This is a genomic window from Acinetobacter sp. UBA3106 (genome assembly GCA_002365595.1).
GTDB lineage: Bacteria > Pseudomonadota > Gammaproteobacteria > Pseudomonadales > Moraxellaceae > Acinetobacter.
On record DFAM01000017.1, the window covers coordinates 100,925 to 118,072 of the forward strand.

General features: G+C 41.5%; 16 protein-coding genes. 9 read left to right on the forward strand and 7 right to left on the reverse strand.

All coding sequences use genetic code 11. The features are described 5' to 3' along the window. Positions 1-91: 91 nt before the first annotated feature. Together B4C48_RS10035 and glnA are read right to left on the reverse strand one after the other, a co-directional pair. Positions 92-367 carry a hypothetical protein gene (locus tag B4C48_RS10035; protein WP_291356074.1) on the reverse strand — a complete coding sequence of 92 codons (276 nt, stop codon included), beginning with the start codon at positions 365-367 and terminating at the stop codon, positions 92-94. 92 nt (positions 368-459) lie between these two features. Beyond that, entirely contained in the window at positions 460-1,875 is a 1,416-nt protein-coding gene (gene glnA, locus B4C48_RS10040; RefSeq protein WP_291356076.1) for a type I glutamate--ammonia ligase, read from the reverse strand. Between the two features lie 969 nt (positions 1,876-2,844). Between glnA and B4C48_RS10045 the strand changes: the two genes are divergently transcribed. The 6 genes from B4C48_RS10045 to B4C48_RS10070 all read left to right on the forward strand — a co-directional run bounded on the left by B4C48_RS10045 (position 2,845) and on the right by B4C48_RS10070 (position 7,135). Then, the gene (locus B4C48_RS10045; protein ID WP_131273239.1) at positions 2,845-3,429 is read left to right on the forward strand and encodes an anthranilate synthase component II; all 585 of its coding nucleotides are present in this window, start codon (positions 2,845-2,847) and stop codon (positions 3,427-3,429) included. Between the two features lie 17 nt (positions 3,430-3,446). Next, a complete protein-coding gene (gene trpD, locus B4C48_RS10050) occupies positions 3,447-4,493 on the forward strand; it encodes an anthranilate phosphoribosyltransferase (protein ID WP_291356080.1) in 1,047 nt (348 codons plus the stop codon). Positions 4,494-4,511: 18 nt separating this feature from the next. Further along, complete coding sequence (gene trpC / locus B4C48_RS10055; protein ID WP_291356082.1) at positions 4,512-5,318, forward strand: indole-3-glycerol phosphate synthase TrpC; 807 nt, start codon at positions 4,512-4,514, stop codon at positions 5,316-5,318. 15 nt (positions 5,319-5,333) lie between these two features. Beyond that, a complete protein-coding gene (locus B4C48_RS10060; protein ID WP_291356084.1) occupies positions 5,334-6,020 on the forward strand; it encodes a Smr/MutS family protein in 687 nt (228 codons plus the stop codon). Positions 6,021-6,114: 94 nt separating this feature from the next. Then, entirely contained in the window at positions 6,115-6,663 is a 549-nt protein-coding gene (gene folE, locus B4C48_RS10065) for a GTP cyclohydrolase I FolE (protein WP_291356291.1), read from the forward strand. A 112-nt stretch (positions 6,664-6,775) separates the two neighbouring features. Continuing rightward, a complete protein-coding gene (locus B4C48_RS10070; RefSeq protein WP_291356086.1) occupies positions 6,776-7,135 on the forward strand; it encodes a cupin domain-containing protein in 360 nt (119 codons plus the stop codon). A gap of 283 nt (positions 7,136-7,418) precedes the next feature. Here B4C48_RS10070 and B4C48_RS10075 read toward each other — a convergent pair whose 3' ends face one another. The 5 genes from B4C48_RS10075 to hemE all read right to left on the reverse strand — a co-directional run bounded on the left by B4C48_RS10075 (position 7,419) and on the right by hemE (position 13,480). Then, entirely contained in the window at positions 7,419-8,828 is a 1,410-nt protein-coding gene (locus B4C48_RS10075) for a diguanylate cyclase (protein ID WP_291356087.1), read from the reverse strand. A 141-nt stretch (positions 8,829-8,969) separates the two neighbouring features. Continuing rightward, positions 8,970-10,856: a DUF4105 domain-containing protein gene (locus B4C48_RS10080; RefSeq protein ID WP_291356089.1), complete on the reverse strand. Its 1,887-nt coding sequence runs from the start codon at positions 10,854-10,856 to the stop codon at positions 8,970-8,972. A 76-nt stretch (positions 10,857-10,932) separates the two neighbouring features. Continuing rightward, positions 10,933-11,403 carry a DUF3015 family protein gene (locus B4C48_RS10085; protein ID WP_291356091.1) on the reverse strand — a complete coding sequence of 157 codons (471 nt, stop codon included), beginning with the start codon at positions 11,401-11,403 and terminating at the stop codon, positions 10,933-10,935. A gap of 166 nt (positions 11,404-11,569) precedes the next feature. Beyond that, positions 11,570-12,370 (reverse strand): DUF817 family protein, encoded by an 801-nt coding sequence (locus tag B4C48_RS10090; RefSeq protein WP_291356293.1) that lies wholly within the window; start codon positions 12,368-12,370, stop codon positions 11,570-11,572. A 39-nt stretch (positions 12,371-12,409) separates the two neighbouring features. Beyond that, entirely contained in the window at positions 12,410-13,480 is a 1,071-nt protein-coding gene (gene hemE, locus B4C48_RS10095) for a uroporphyrinogen decarboxylase (protein ID WP_291356093.1), read from the reverse strand. A 203-nt stretch (positions 13,481-13,683) separates the two neighbouring features. On the opposite strand from hemE, the gene B4C48_RS10100 reads away from it, so the two are divergent. The 3 genes from B4C48_RS10100 to B4C48_RS10110 all read left to right on the forward strand — a co-directional run bounded on the left by B4C48_RS10100 (position 13,684) and on the right by B4C48_RS10110 (position 17,130). Then, positions 13,684-14,922 carry a L,D-transpeptidase family protein gene (locus B4C48_RS10100; protein WP_291356095.1) on the forward strand — a complete coding sequence of 413 codons (1,239 nt, stop codon included), beginning with the start codon at positions 13,684-13,686 and terminating at the stop codon, positions 14,920-14,922. Positions 14,923-15,114: 192 nt separating this feature from the next. Continuing rightward, positions 15,115-15,813, forward strand: a complete 699-nt coding sequence (locus tag B4C48_RS10105) for a pirin family protein (protein ID WP_291356097.1) — start codon at positions 15,115-15,117, stop codon at positions 15,811-15,813. Between the two features lie 336 nt (positions 15,814-16,149). Then, complete coding sequence (locus B4C48_RS10110; protein ID WP_291356099.1) at positions 16,150-17,130, forward strand: class I SAM-dependent methyltransferase; 981 nt, start codon at positions 16,150-16,152, stop codon at positions 17,128-17,130. Positions 17,131-17,148: the final 18 nt, after the last annotated feature.

The window sequence follows — 17,148 nt, forward strand, 5'->3', positions numbered from 1 at the left end:
ATTGATTCTAACGTAATTTATAAAAGATGTTGTCAAAGGCGAGGTATTATCAAGTGATTTACGCTTTGTTCGATCACATTTATAAAGGAAATTAACAGTTATCCGTCTTGGCAATTACTTCAAATTTCCCCTGGGGCGTTTTTACCAGAATGAAGCCTTCTGCACTTAAATAAAAACTTTTGGGATAATCATAATCCAAAGCCAGTTCGGGATTTTTAAGCGCCACAAATTCGGCCTGTTTATAACCTTCTACCGTACGGCCTACCTCAATATAGGTCACTTCAGAAAAGTTGAGTTTAAACCCTTTATCATGATCTTGTGGATCAATCCAGGGATAGAAGCTGGTGTGCTTTTTACGCTGTGCCATATAAGTTATCTAATATTCATTGATATAAACAGATGATACAAAAAAACCCGCGACATGCGCGGGTTTTTTAAAGCTTTAAACTCTAAAAAGAATTACAAGCTGTAGTACATGTCGAATTCAACTGGGTGAGTAGTTGTATTCAAACGGCGTACTTCTTCAGTTTTCAATTCGATATAAGCGTCGATCATTTCTTTAGTGAACACGCCGCCTTTTAGCAAGTAGTCGTGGTCAGCAGCTAGAGCTTCAAGCGCCATATCTAGGCTGTGCGCAACTGTAGGAATTTTCGCTTCTTCTTCAGGAGGAAGATCATACAAGTTCTTGTCAGCAGCTTCACCTGGGTGGATCTTGTTTTGAATACCGTCAAGACCAGCCATCAACAATGCTGCGAAACCTAAGTACGGGTTCATCATTGGATCAGGGAAACGCGCTTCGATACGTTTGCCTTTAGGGCTAGACACGTAAGGAATACGGATAGATGCAGAACGGTTACGCGCTGAGTAAGCAAGCATAATCGGAGCTTCGAAGTGCGGCACTAAACGCTTGTACGAGTTTGTAGAAGGGTTTGTGATTGCATTCAATGAACGAGCATGTTTAATCACACCGCCAATGAAGTACAACGCCATTTCTGACAAGCCTGCATATTCATCACCAGCGAACAGGTTCTTGCCATCTTTAGAGATTGACATATGAACATGCATACCAGAACCGTTATCGCCAACCATTGGTTTAGGCATAAAGGTTGCTGTTTTAGCGTATTGGTGCGCAACGTTCCAAACTGCATATTTGAACTGTTGAACTTCGTCCGCTTTACGAACCATCGTGTTGAAGCTCACACCAATTTCAAGCTGGCAAGATGCAACTTCGTGGTGATGTACTTCTACACGACCTGGGCCCATGATGTCTTCGATACGCGCACACATATCAGCACGCATGTCATGTGAAGAATCAACAGGAGGAACTGGGAAGTAACCGCCTTTTACGCGTGGACGGTGACCAGAGTTACCTGATTCATAGTCTTTACCAGTAGACCAAGCAGCTTCTTCAGCGATCAATGTGTGGCGCGCGCCAGACATGTCGATGTCCCATTTCACTTCGTCAAATACGAAGAATTCTGGTTCTGGGCCAAAGAATGCAGTATCACCGATACCTGTAGATTTTAAGTATTCTTCTGCACGGCGAGCAATAGAGCGTGGGTCACGTTCATAACCTTGGCCAGTTGATGGCTCGATTACGTCACAAGTCACGACAACTGTAGGTTCTGCGAAGAACGGGTCGATAAAACCTGTTTCAGCATCTGGACGAAGGATCATGTCTGACGCTTCGATACCTTTCCAGCCTGCAATTGAAGACCCATCAAACATTTTACCGTCTTCAAATGTATCTTCGTCAATACTGTCCGCTGGGTAAGTTACGTGTTGCTCTTTACCCTTAGTATCAGTAAAGCGAAAATCGACCCATTTTGCGCTACTTTCTTGGATGAGTTGAAGGACCTTGTTCGCCATGCTCATTTTGCTCCGATGATTTTTTGTTGCACCTGCTAAGTGCGTGTTAGTAGTTGGTGTCTATAAAGCAATTCTCGTACCAACTTTTTAAAAGCAAAGATAAAATACTGAATTCTTTATCAGAATAGAAGATTTAAGCTTTTTGCTTTGTCGCTATTATACTGTGTACAAATGTAAATGCACCATATTCAAACACTCATAATCACATTTACTTGAAAAGCGGCTTTCAGTGTATCAAATTGGTGCGAATTTATTTTTTACTCTATGTAACAACCTGGTTTTACTTGCTGTTTGCCTGAATATTCAACAGTTTCGTTTAAAATAAATTCTTAATAATTTATTCTCTATCATGTTGATGATTTTATTATTAAATATATTCCGCGTTTTCAATTTGATGGTCAACCTCGTTTAAATCAAAAATAAATACTATCTTATTATTATTTATCTATTTTTTATTTTTCTAGCATACAAGTTAAAAATATTTCAAACGATCAAAGTCATGAAACACTCTGCGCTATTTTGGTGACAATATACAAATTCTTATCAGCACAATTTTATGTACTTTTATGAAGCCAAACTTCAATGATGAAAATTCAACCAACATAATACTTACTTATAGATAGTTTATTACAAAAATAAATTAATTATCTTATATTAAGCCCTGAAATGAGTATTTTGGTTGTAGCGTATTTTCAAAATGGCATGCCATTATTAACCTCATCTTCAATGAGTTTTCTGCATCATAAAATGCAAATAAATCAGCTTATTCTCATGTAGTGATTTTCACTAAAATCATTATCATAGAAATAGTTCAGCAGAAAATGATTATTTTTTGCTATCATTATTGCCACTCCATTTTTTAGCTGTTTTACTGCCTTGCGTTTAAATTGCACGACGAAGTAAACATCCAAATCATGTGAGTATTCTTGGACTATTCGAGCACATATACGTGCGCAAATTTCAATAGGTTAGCTCATGCTTTTAATGATCGACAACTACGACTCTTTTACCTATAACATCGTGCAGTATTTTGGCGAGTTAAATCAGGAAGTAAAAGTAGTCCGTAATGATGCCGTGACCTTGGAAGATATTGAGCGATGGCAACCAAAATATCTTGTCATTGGTCCTGGCCCCTGTTCACCAAGCGAAGCAGGCATCTCCATTCCTGCGATTCAGCACTTTGCCGGCAAAATCCCTTTATTGGGGGTGTGCCTGGGGCATCAAAGTATTGGTCAAGCTTTTGGTGGAGATGTGATTCGTGCCAAAAAAGTCATGCATGGCCGCTTATCGGACATGTATCACAGCAATAAAGGTATTTTCAGCAATCTGCCTAGTCCGTTTTCTGCAACGCGCTATCACTCTCTGGTGATTGATCAGGCGACGTTGCCAGAATGTCTGGAAGTGACCTGCTGGACCAATGAAGAAGATGGCTCCATGGAAGAAATTATGGGTGTGAAACATAAGACATTGCCTGTCGAGGGCGTGCAGTTCCATCCTGAATCCATTTTAAGTGAGCACGGTCATCAAATCTTTAAAAACTTTTTAGAAATTTACGCATAACGAGCGCGATCAAGATTATGAATATTCAACAAGCTTTAAATAACATCACTAAAAATATCGAACTCACTCAACCGCAAATGGAAGAGGTGATGCGCACCATTATGAATGGTCAAGCCACTGATGCACAGATTGGCGCCTTGATGATGGGACTGCGCTTAAAAGGCGAAAGTATTGATGAAATTACCGCTGCTGCACGCGTAATGCGTGAGTTTGCGATTAAAATTGATGTTAGCGATCTGCCTCATCTGGTGGATATTGTTGGTACAGGGGGTGATGGCCAAAACCTGTTTAACGTATCGACTGCATCCAGTTTTGTCATTGCAGCCGCAGGTGCCACCATTGCCAAACATGGTGGTCGCGGTGTTTCCTCTAAATCCGGCTCATCTGATTTACTTGAACAGGCAGGAATTAACCTTGACCTCAACATGCAACAGACTGAACGCTGCATTCGTGAAATGGGCGTCGGTTTCCTGTTTGCGCCGAATCATCATAAGGCCATGAAATATGCAGCAGGTCCACGTAAAGAATTGGGCTTCCGCAGTATTTTCAACCTGCTTGGCCCTCTGACCAATCCGGCCGGAGTAAAACGCTTTGTAATAGGCGTATTTTCCACTGAACTTTGTCGTCCGATGGCTGAAGTGTTGAAACAGTTGGGTGCAGAACATGTCATGGTGGTGCATTCTAAAGATGGCCTGGATGAAATTAGTCTTGCTTCTTCAACCTATGTGGCTGAACTGAAAGATGGTGAAATTACTGAATGGGAAATTCAACCTGAAGCCGTCGATATTGAATCGCAAACTTTAACGGGTTTATCGGTTGATAGCGCAGCTGAAAGCCTGGCTTTGATTAAAGATGCCTTAGGCAAGAAAAAATCTGCCATTGGTGAAAAAGCGGCCAATATGGTGGCACTGAATGCTGGTGCCGGTATCTATGTTTCAGGCTTGACTAGCAGTTATAAACAAGGTGTGGCATTGGCGCATGACATTATCTACGGCGGTCAGGCTTTAGAAAAAATGGGCATTTTGTCCGAATTCACCAAAACTTTAAAAGAATACGAAGCTTAAGGCAGTAGGACAAAGATCATGGTAGATATCGCAAATACAATTTTAGGCAAAATTGTTGATCGTAAGCAGGAAGAATTTGCTGCCCGTCTTAAGCAACGCAGCTATAAAGATGTAGAAGAGCTGGCGCAGGCAGCAACGCCTGTGCGAGGTTTTGCACAAAGCGTCATGTCTAAACGTCCAGGTGTGATTGCAGAAGTTAAAAAAGCTTCGCCATCTAAAGGCGTGATTCGTGAAAATTTTAATCCTGCGGAAATTGCCCAGCAGTATGAAGATGCTGGCGCGGCTTGCCTGTCTGTACTGACAGATGTAGACTTTTTCCAGGGTGCGGATGAAAATATCCAGATTGCCCGTTCACACTGTGCCCTGCCCGCATTACGCAAGGATTTTTTGATTGACCCTTATGGGGTGATTGAAGCTCGCGCCTTACATGCAGACTGTATTCTTTTAATTGTGGCCTGTCTGTCTGACCAGCAACTAGAAGAAATGTCGAAAACGGCATTTGAGCATAATCTGGATGTACTGGTTGAAGTACATGATGAAGATGAACTGGAACGTGCAATGAAGCTCTCAGATCGTTGTCTGTTAGGCGTAAACAACCGTAATTTAAAAACCTTTGATGTCAATTTAAATACATCCCTGCGTTTGAAAAAATTACTTGAGCCTTCGCGTTTACTGGTTACTGAAAGTGGTATTGCTACACCTGCCGATGTCCACATGATGCAAGAACATGATATTCATGCCTTCCTTGTGGGTGAAAGTTTTATGAAACAGCCTCGTCCAGATCATGCCTTTAGTGCATTATTTGGTCAGCCTGAACTGATTTAGTGAATAACCAAGATTATGAGTAAACATGATTCTTCGCTTTCGAAAGATCAGTACAATTTACTGAAATCTTTTAAAAAGCAAATCACCAATCCGCATTCGACTGCAATTGCCAAACAGCCTGAGCCTAAAGCTCAGGTTCAGCAAGAACAGGAAGATGACTTCGAGCTTTTTCAAAAGCAAATGCAAGGTGTCAAAAAAATGGACACCAGTAATATTGCAAAACTTGAAAAAACATCCAAGAAAAAACCGGATGCACAAACTTTAGCGAAACGTGCAGCGGCGACCGGACCGATGGAAACCGATCAGGCGGAATTGTCGGATACCCAAGCTATGCTTAATCCGGTCGCGAGTCAGGCGACATTAAGCTATCGCATTGCAACTTTGCAGCATAAAGTATTTGAAGATTTAAAAGCCGGAAATCTGCGCTGGTTTGAAGCGGTCGATCTGCATGGCTGTACCGTAGAAGAAGCCCGTGTTGCAGTGCTCCAGATTATTCAAATGGCCAAAGATGAAAATCAGAATGTCATTAAGATTGTGCATGGCAAAGGTCCGGAAGCCATTTTAAAAACCTATGTCAATGGCTGGTTGCGTCAGCACCGTGATGTTCTAGCCTTTGTTAGTGCACCTGAAAAGCAAGGCGGCACTGGTGCAGTGTTGGTTCTGCTAAAACGTGCAGAAAAGAACCCAAAATTCAAACAGTAATCGGAATTTTTCTCTAAAACAGGGTATTGTAGCGGTTTTCTGCTACAATGCCGTCCTTGTTCAATATCAGTGTAAGTGAACACGTCTTATGTCTATGCAGCAATCCTACGCCAACATTTTAACTGCCGTTGGTGAAGATCTTAATCGTCCTGGTCTTAAAGATACGCCAATGCGTGCTGCTAAAGCTTTTTCGTATTTAACGTCTGGATATAGCAAAACTTTAGAAGAAGTGACCAATAGTGCGGTCTTCCCTTCCGACAACCGTGAAATGGTTTTGGTCAAAAATATCGAATTCTATTCTCTCTGCGAACATCATTTACTACCTTTTTACGGTCGTGTGCATATTGCGTACTTACCTGAAGGCCAGGTTTTGGGTTTATCCAAATTTGCCCGTATTACTGAAATGTTTGCGCGCCGTCTGCAAATTCAGGAAAACCTGACCCAGCAAATTGCTGAAGCGGTGGCTGAAGTGACTAAAGCACGCGGTGTTGCAGTAATGATTGATTCTGCGCATATGTGCATGATGATGCGTGGTGTGGGCAAACAGGAATCGACTACCCGTACGGTGTCTTTTGTGGGTGATTTTAAAACCAATAAAGACGAACGTCGTGAATTCTTGACCGCTTTACCTGAAAGCTATTAAGTTAATGCTAAAAAAAGCCTCAATCTCTATTGAGGCTTTTTTTATGGGTGCTGATATACACTGAAAAAATGCATACTGACTTAATTGAAGTAAATATATTTAAGGATGATTCATGTCGCATATTTTGTTAGCAGGACGAGGCTTAACGCAGGCTGAAAAAGCAATTGATTACCCTCGTCCGGACCGTTTAGTGCAAGGTAATCCTAAACGTGAAACATATAGCCTGTATGAACATCCCCATATGAACTGCGGCATCTGGCAGTGTGAAGTAGGTGCCTGGAATATCCAGTTTGCTGCCAACAAACAGGAATTCTTTCAAATCATTGAAGGTGTCGTTCGCATCCATGACAAAGTGACTGACAGTTATATTGAAGTGACTGCGGGAAATGCAGGTATTATTCCACCTGGCTTCACTGGAACATTTGAAGTCGTTGAAGCAGTGAAAAAATATTTTGTCGTGGTAGAAGCCTAGAACCTGTATATACAGATTTTTCTTTTATATTTTTATAAAAATTTTTAAAGCCGTAGCACACTCATAGGTTCAGTATATATCATTACTCAAGCCATTCTCTCCCGCTCACCATCTGTCTAAGGTGAATGAGCGGAAAAATTTATCCGCTTTTCTTAGGCTATTTACAGCAGCATGATTTTATTAGTCCTGATATGGCACGCAAATTTTGCAAAAGAATGAGGCCAAGCCCTATTTTTAAATATCAAGCAAAATAAGAATGTAGAGCTCGGCTTCAGTAGTTATCCTAGCATTCGCTGTGTTCAATCAATGCAATGTCTGGTGTCGGTAACTCGCTTTGCACCAAATAAACCCGGTTTCGGCCGCTATTTTTAGCTGCATAAAGTGCAGTATCTGCGGCAGCAAGGAATTTTTGATAATCTGGCTGACCATCATAAAGCACACAGCCAATGCTTACGGTAAATCTGAATTGCAGACCCTGAGTGGTGGTGATCATGCCATTTTCCACATATTTACGAATACTTTCTGCAATATGCATGGCACGTTGCGCATCATGATCTACCAGTAACAACAGGAACTCTTCACCGCCCACCCGGAAAGCATAATCACTGCCTTGGCTATATTTTTGTAAGGTTTCAGCAATAAATTTCAGTGCCAAATCCCCGGCAGCATGTCCAAATTTATCATTAATCGATTTAAAGAAATCCGCATCAATCGCAAGCAAAGACAATGACGTGCCATTTTGACGTGAGAAAGTAATTTCACGTGAAATAATGGTATTTAAATAACGACGATTTAACAGTTGGGTCAGTGAATCATTGCCTGATTCGATATACTCAGACACTTGGAACAACTGATCGACCAAGATTTGAATTTCACGGTTTAAATCACGAATCTGCTGAATCAGTCCCAAGATCTCATCTTTTTGCGTGCACTGAATCACGGCAGTATTGAGCTGATCGACCTGATAAATACGGTCAATGATCAATTGCACCTGATCGGAACCGCTAAAAGCATAGGATGCTTTATGAATAAACCACAAACCAAATTCAGATTTAGACAAGATAGGATGATGAAAACCGACATTACCTGAAAAGACTTTAAACATCAGTTCATTTTCCCAATCAAGTAATGAGCTGCGTTGTTTGTCTTTTTGTACTGCTACATCCTGCATTGCGGAGAACAGTCGATAACTGTGTTTAATCTCTTGATTGACTGCCGTTTTGGCTTCGTATGACCGGCACATGATTTCAGTTGAAAAGCCCATGATCTGGACCATGTAACTGCAAACAGTGAACATATCCTGTTGTGGATTTTGAGCCATCAGTTCAAATATTTTGCGCTCAATTTCACATACACCGCGCATGATTAACCAGGATGGAATGCCCACACGCGCATGCACATGACCCACCATGTGCTGTTTTTGTACCGCTTCGCTATAGCGTTTATTAATGCCAACACTAAAGCTCTCCAGCAGCCAAGCATTCAGTGTATTGAGCAAGCGTTGCTGAATCAAATCATCCGAGAAAAATTCTGCGGACTCTTTCTCGACCAGCATTTTTTTATAAAATTCTTCAACCAGAATCAGCGAATGATCTTGTATAAACTGAAAGGCATGCAATAAATCATCTGATGAATAATTCTGACATATATGTTCCCATTGCTCAGCCAGCATGGCCAAACATTCATTATTCATATAACTGGTTCCAAGACTTTTTAGGGAGAGGGAGATAATTACGTTATTAATATAACAAATAATGACAATAAATACTGTGTGGACCAAAAGTTGTGTTACATAAATAATGATTAAAAATAAATATTTATTAGATTTTTTACTCTAAAAGAAGCGTATATATCCCACTCCGGTTTTCATCCAGTCTTTACTGTCTTGCTGTTGATATTGCCAGTTAAAACGAATGGCATTTTGAGGATTGAATACATATTGCAGTTGGGTATTGAGCCGCAATTGCCATTGTTGTGAATCTTCCCAGTATGGTAGCTCTACCTGTATTAGGCTATTGATTTTATCAGACCAAATATTCTGACAGCCTAGCGTAGGCCCGGCTCCAACACGCCAACCTCGATCTAAAGCTTTTCCTGCCTGAAGATGGCCTTGTAATTGGGCATAACATAAATGTTCCCGAGCCTGATCTGCATGGCTATAGCCAGCCTGGATGTTTAAGTGAGCCAGTCCATGCTGCTCGTGTTCACTAAACTTTCCATCCTGTTCTAAAGCTTCCTGTTGCCAACCTAAATTAAAACCCCAACTGAGCGGCGTATTAAATGGTGTAATCGGGTTATAGGAGTTCACCGAAAACAGATCGAAATTTTCCAATTTGAGTCGATCTTCACGATATTGCACTGAGCCCTGCAAAAACAATAATTGTGTGCCGGTTCGAAAACCGCCCTGTGGATCAACCAGATCATGATAAGCCTGACGATGTCCCAGCTCGACAAATGTCTTGCCCTGCACTTCTCCCGCTTGAATAGATACATGACGGGCATTGTGGCTTTGAGTCGGATCCGTTTTTGGCCGCTCGGGCGGCTGACGCTGTTTATCAATATTAAGCTGGCTTCTTAAGCCCAACAGCTGACGAAAGCGAGGCTGAGCAAAAGAGCGATCAATTTTATGTCTGAGAAAATCCAGATATAAATGATCATAGGCCATTTCCAGAATTTTAGCCTGATCATCTGCCGGATAGGCATCTAGCATAGATGGCATAACAGCAATATCGGCATAAGCAAACTGATGGGCAGTTTTAGCCAACGTTTTGCCATGCTGTCTGACCTGGGCCAGCAATTGGGTTTCCAAGGCAGGACGATAAATTTTATGCTTGACCAATCCCTGCTGTTCTACAACTTTCAGGGTTTCTATCGGAATTGCAGCGCTATGAAACTGTTTTTGCAAATCAAGTTCGGGACGGACCAGGTCAAACAGCCCGAGTAAACGGTAAGCACAGTTATCATTAATAAAATAATAAGGAAAACTGACTTTCTGCATTTCCCAAAGATGCTGAACCAGAAACTGAGTCTCGTCCGGAGTCAAATTTAGCTCATACTCCCACAAATCGCGACTTTCCAGATCGCCATATTCCTTGACCTTGCGGTAATAAGGCATCAGTGAATATTCACCGGGATATTGTCCGGTCAAACCTTTCCAGGCAAATGACCAGTTATCATTACTATTCACCGTAGCGGCATAGTTGACGGCATAGGAAATCAGGTTCAACTGCTGCTGGTCTTTGGGATCTAGACGTAATAAGGTATGACCAAACATGGAACTGGGATTGCCCATATAATCCGTCGCATAAACCAAGGTCGCTTTATAGGGTTTGACTTCACTGATCCACTGCTCAAATTCGGGACAGCTTACTGCGGGCAATTGCTGTTCAGACAATTCCAGTTGCTGCATCAGCCAGCGACTACGAGCCGGGAACCGGCACCGCACAGACTGGTTCGGTTCGGATGCTAAAAATAATGCCTTTATGTTCTGCTGCAATTCTTTTTTAAGATTGCTACGCCCCTGCTCGGTGAGAAAAAATCCTGAATACGCAACCTCGCTTTGGCCTTGTGCATTCGCATACATCAAACGTTGCCAGGTACGTGATTGATCTAGCTGTTTGGCTTCCGCCCGAGTTAAATAAGGAGCGATGTCTGGTGTTATTTCGGCTGCATCACTCAAAGGTGCAATAGCTAGTCCAAGCAGTAAAAAAGCATATTTCATTGAGTCGTCTTATTCTCTTTAATTCTTGTATTCATAAGAAAACCCTGCCGGGAAGACAGGGTTTTCAGTCAATGGATCAGATATAGACTTTTAATACATCATCTTTTTCCATAACGGCCTGCAAAGACGCTAAGACTTGAAGAGTATTCTGGTTTTGATCGGAATAGATTTCAGAAAAATTTTGCTTGGATAGCGCAAAAAAGCGTGCTTTATCTTCAGCTTTGATATTTAGCAATTCAGCCAGTACATTCAGGCTTTCACCCTCACCTACCGACATATCACGCGCGAGGGTCTCGGCATTTTCATTGGTAAAAGCCACCACCTGAGCGGTTACTCTTCCACCTTGGCTACATCCTAAAGTACCAAAAGTAATTCCGAGCCATTGGTTAGTAAAAAGAACGTTTGTAGTACCTGCCAGAAGTTTAGGAACGATACCGGATTGGCCTGCCCATACCTGGCTACCAATACCACAACCTACATCATTGTCGGCCATTGCCATACCTGAACCTGTGACCAGTACTGCAGCCAGCATTATTTTCTTCAACATGCTTATTCTCCAATTATTCTCATGCAATCTTTGTTATTACGATTATTACTATTACGTTATTACTTTAGTCATGTAATCTAAATTACATTCTTGCAGAGTAGCGGTAAGTCAAGTGCCGTTCAATGGAAAAAATGTATGTTTTAGCTAAAGATAAATCACTACTATTTTAATGATTTTTCAGAATCCAGCGCCCATCAAAATTACGTTTGCCTAATATTTTCAGAACCAGCACCAGACTGAGCAATAATAGCAAATACCAGGAACCCATCTTGCCCCAGCCCACCATATGCCAGGCATCTACCTGACTGGGATATAACCAGATTTTGTTAAAGGTACTGATGTTTTCTGCAATCCAGATAATAAACGCTAAAATAACCAGTACAGGTAACATCGGCAATTGAATCTGATGTTGCTGCAACTGAAAGCGGATTTTGGTTTTCCAGAAAATCACCCCACTCCAGGCGAAGAGCAACAAACGAATATCGGGAACAAAAAATTTGCTCATGAAATTAATATAGGAAAGTACTGCCAAAGCCAGCATGTTGCTAAAACCCGGCAATTTATCAAATGACACCTGATACAGTCTGAGTGAACGCGCAAAAAAACTGCCCACTGCCGAATACATAAATCCGGCAAATAAGGGCACCGTCATTATTTTAAAAACTGCCGGCTGTGGATATTGCCAGGACGCAATCTCTGGATGAGTCAGAAAAATTTCCATACCCATCGCCATGATATGAAACAAGGCAATCACCTTGGCTTCGGCCCAGGATTCCAGTTTTAAATACAGCAAACAGGCCTGAATGATTAAGGCATAAAACAACAGATAGTCATAACGAAAAAAGCCGTAAAATTCCTGGCTATTCATCGATGCGCTAAGTGCGAAAGCAATCAGCAGTAAAATCCCAAATAAGGCAGCCGAAGCTGCCTTAAATGAGAATTCAAAACATGATTTAAAAAAACTGATCAAGGTTGAATCCTAAAAAATGAGTTGACTCACAATGCATTAAAGATACTTGGCGCTGTATTCATGCACGGTATCAATAAATACTTTAGGATTCGCAGGATCGACCCATTGGGTAATCCCATGGCCCAGATTAGCCACATAACCGGTTTTTTCACCACCGGCATAAGCATCATCCAACATGGCTTTGGTGGCTTTTTCAATGGATGCTGGCGTGCCATATAAAGTTGCAGGATCAAGATTGCCTTGTAAGGCAGCGCGACCGTTGATGGTTTGACGGGCTACATTCAAAGGTGTAGTCCAGTCCAGTCCAAAGGCATCGGCACCGGTTGCCAGCATAGGCTCAAGCCACTGACCGCCGCCTTTGGTAAATAAAATGACCGGAACTTTACGTCCGTCTTTTTCACGTTTTAAACCGGCAACGATTTTTTGCATGTAATTCAGGGAAAATTCGATATATTCACGATGCGCTAATGCACCACCCCAGCTGTCAAAAATCTGTACCGCTTGTGCACCGGCATCAATTTGCGCATTCAGATAGTCAATCACCGCAATCGCCAGTCGATCCAGCAAAGCATGCAATACTTCAGGCTGTGCATACATCATCTGTTTGGTATAACGAAAATCCTTACTGGAACCGCCTTCCACCATATAAGTGGCCAGTGTCCACGGGCTGCCGGAAAAACCAATCAACGGCACTTGTCCGCCTAAAGCCGAACGAATGGTGCTTACCGCATTCATCACATAATCAAGATCAGATTTGGCATTGAAATTAGGCAAGTTCGCTACATCTTGTTCATTGCGGATGGTTTTATGGAATTTTGGACCTTCCCCGGCTTCAAAATATAAACCTAGCCCCAAAGCATCGGGCACGGTTAAAATATCTGAAAATAGAATGGCAGCGTCCAAGTCATAACGACGCAAAGGTTGTAAGGTCACTTCGCAGGCAAAATCATTATTTTTGCACAGGGAAAGGAAATCGCCAGCTTTGGCACGTGTTTCGCGATATTCAGGCAAATAACGTCCGGCTTGACGCATCATCCAAACTGGTGTGGTATCTACTGGCTCACGTAATAAGGCGCGTAGAAAACGATCGTTTTTTAGAGTCGTCATGCACTTTCCCATCTCATTTTTAATCTTCGAAACATCATAACAAAAAGGTCGAAAATTTAATAACTTCTATTGCAGCTAAAAATCGATCACGTTAAATGTAAAATATTTTTTACACAAAACAAATACTGCATCTCCTCATTTTTTCTGCAATACTTGTGTAGTTTTGTCACATAGTTAATGAATAATTCTTAAGGTTGAATTACATGTACGTTCGCACATTACTCGCCATGAGTTTAAGTTGCATTTTTGCAGGTACAGCATTTGCCGCATCTACTGCTGAACAACCATTAAATCCTAAAAAGATTGCCAATGTTGCCGTTCAAGATCCGATTGATCCATTGGCAACCGATGCCGCATCTGGTGCTGCAAGCACTGCGAATACGCAGATTACACCACAAGAACAACGTGACCTGAACAAGGCTTCAGAAACCCTGCAGAATCTCCAAAATACTGAAGATGATAGCGCTGCGATTGGTGCTGCACCAACGACAAAGACGCTTAGCCCATCAACAAGTTCGAATCCGGCCGCAGTTAAAGCATCTTGGACCCTGGATGGTCTAAATAATGCGGCATGGTATGACAATATTGGTAAAGGCCAATTCCCGGTTTATGCACGTGCTCATGTGATGTTAAATAATGCTCATGCATCACCAGGGGCGATTGATGGCGCAAGCGGTAAAAATACCCTGAAAGCTATTGCCTCATTCCAGCAAATCAGTGGTCTTAAACCTACAGGTATTTTAACCCAGGAAACTTGGGATGCTTTGGTTGCACGTCAGGGCGCTAAACCTGCATTTGTTGAATACACCATCACAGATGCAGACCTGAAAGGGCCTTACGCAGAAACCATTCCGCACGATTATGCCCTGCAAGCCAAAATGAAAGGCCTGTATTACACTCGTGTCACAGAAATGTTGGGTGAAAAATTCCATATGGATGAAGACTTTTTGAAAAAGTTAAATCCTAAGGCAACCTTCAAAAAAGCCGGCGAGAAAATTATTGTTGCCAATATCCGCAATGAAGTTCCAGAAGATATTCATTTAATTGTGGCGCATAAAGGTGCGAAACAGTTATATCTATTCAACAGTCGTAACCAGATGATTGGCTCATTCCCTGCGACCATTGGTAGTTCGGATACACCTTCTCCAACAGGAACTTATAAAGTCACTGGCGTAGCACCAAATCCTTGGTATAGCTATTCACCAAGCAACTTTGTTCAAGGTAAAAATACTAAACCACTTTCACTACCACCAGGTCCTAACGGTCCTGTAGGTAATATCTGGATTGGTTTAAGCAAAAAATCCTTTGGTATTCACGGTACGCCAAACCCATCTGCTATTTCCAAAACAGCATCGCATGGTTGTATCCGTTTAACCAACTGGGATGCCAATGATTTGGGTAAGAAAGTGAAATCAGGGGTGACTGTTAAATTTTTAGAATAATCATAGTACGCTGCATCAAGAAAAGCCTGCATTTATTGCAGGCTTTTTTTCTTGTACTCTCTTTCAACAAGAACATATTTCATGCAATGATCGTTTCATAAATAGAATGATTTGTTGCCGTTTTAAGATTTCTATGACATTTTTAAACCATTAAAATAAGCTCAAGTTAAAAATAATGATAGGAGCATTAACATGAATGCTTTTTTACATCCAAGTGACAACCGTGGTCATGTCAAAATGGGCTGGCTTGAATCTAAACACAGCTTCTCCTTTGGTAGCTGGTATAACCCAAAACTCATGGGCGTGAGCGCCCTACGTGTGATTAATGATGACCTGATCGCGGCACATAACGGTTTTGGCACCCATCCACATGACAACATGGAAATTTTAACCTGTGTACTGGATGGCACCATCTCGCATCGCGACAGTATGGGCAATGAAGGACATATTTCTGCGGGTGAATGGCAACTGATGAGTGCCGGAACAGGTGTGCAACACAGTGAAATGAACCAGGGTGATGTTCCGGTTCATCTGCTGCAAATCTGGATTATTCCTGATGAACACAATGCAGAGCCAACCTATCAACAGGTTAAATGCGACCCACGTGAACAGCCGAACCAATGGCATTTGATTGTTGGACCAAATGAAAATGCGTTAATGCATATTCGCCAGCAAGCCGAAGTTAAAACTGCGCTGATTGAGCAAGGTCAAAGTTTGCCTGTGGAAGCGACTCAACATATCAATTATGTGCATGTGATTTCAGGTAGCGTACAAATTGCCGAGCATACAGTTGAAGCTGGTGGTGCAATTGCATTTCTGGAAGCCAGTCAAATTAAAGCTTTGCAAGATGCACAAGTGATCTGGTTTGATTTGCCCGAAGTACAAGATTAAAGCTATTTTTATCAATCCCGATCCGAGATGATTATTGTCAAATAGTCATCTCGACTATTTAAGTAAAATAATAAGATAAATACCTTATTCAATTTTAATTTCTGTTTTAGCCCACCTCAGATTGATTGATATAAAATATAAGTCTAACCAATCAGCAGCACTTTTTTACCCAAATCACCTACTTTTAAGCGATAATCAAGCTTATCTTTTGTATGCAATCACCCCATAAAAAGTCACTTTAATCAGTTAAGACGGGTCTGGCCGCGTTATTTCAAAAGCTTTAATAAAGTCCCGAACTTTGAAATTGGTTTTTAATAATCAGAAGAGAAAATCCATATGAACCAGATTTTGAATATTGATACCGCTCAACAACAAGCTTTGCTTTTTTTATTAGATTTTTTAAAACAACGCGACTATCAATTTGCGGCCATAACGCCTCTTTCCCATCAACGTATTCTGGGCCGAAAAAAGAAAGAAAAAAATACTGTAATTACCCTTCGGGACATCTTCGGCTGGAATCTGTCATTTGCCGAAACCGATCTCGATCCAACGCTTTTTGCAATTCTGAAAGACAATCAGCTCATCCATTTACAGAATAATCAATGGCTAAGTGATGTACGTGTCGCTTCGCTCGATCAGCAATTATTTATTCATTCAAGTTTCCCTACCCTACAACAAGATGCGGTATTTTTTGGGCCAGATACCTATCGCTTTGTTTATCATCTCAAGCAATATTTAGCAGCTCGACCGCATTCATTTAAACGGGCTGTGGAATTGTGCTGCGGAACTTCAGCGGCTGCAATTCATCTCGCCAAATCCTGCCCTGACCTACATGAAGTCATGGTAGCCGATCTTAATCCCAAGGCACTATTTTATAGTCAAATCAATGCCAGCTTTGCGGGTTCAAATAATATCCATCCGGTTTACAGTAATTTATTTACCCAGCTGGAAGGACAGTTTGATCTTATTTTTGCCAATCCGCCTTATTTAATTGATGCAGATCAGCGGCAATATCGTCATGGCGGTAATCAACTGGATGGCAATGAATTATCTTTTAAAATAATTAAAGAAGGTATTGAGCGACTAAATCCTCAAGGATGTTTGTTTTTATATACCGGCGTCGCTATTCGTCCAGACGGTAATCCTTTTTTACAACAGCTTGAAAAGTTGATGCTGTCTAAATCACACATTAACTGGTGTTATGAAGAAATTGACCCCGATGTTTTTGGGGAGGAATTAGATCAGCCTGCTTATCAGCATATAGAGCGGATTGCCTTGGTTTTGGTGAAGGTAGAAAATACATTTGAGCTTAAATAGGAAATTATTTTTTGAATA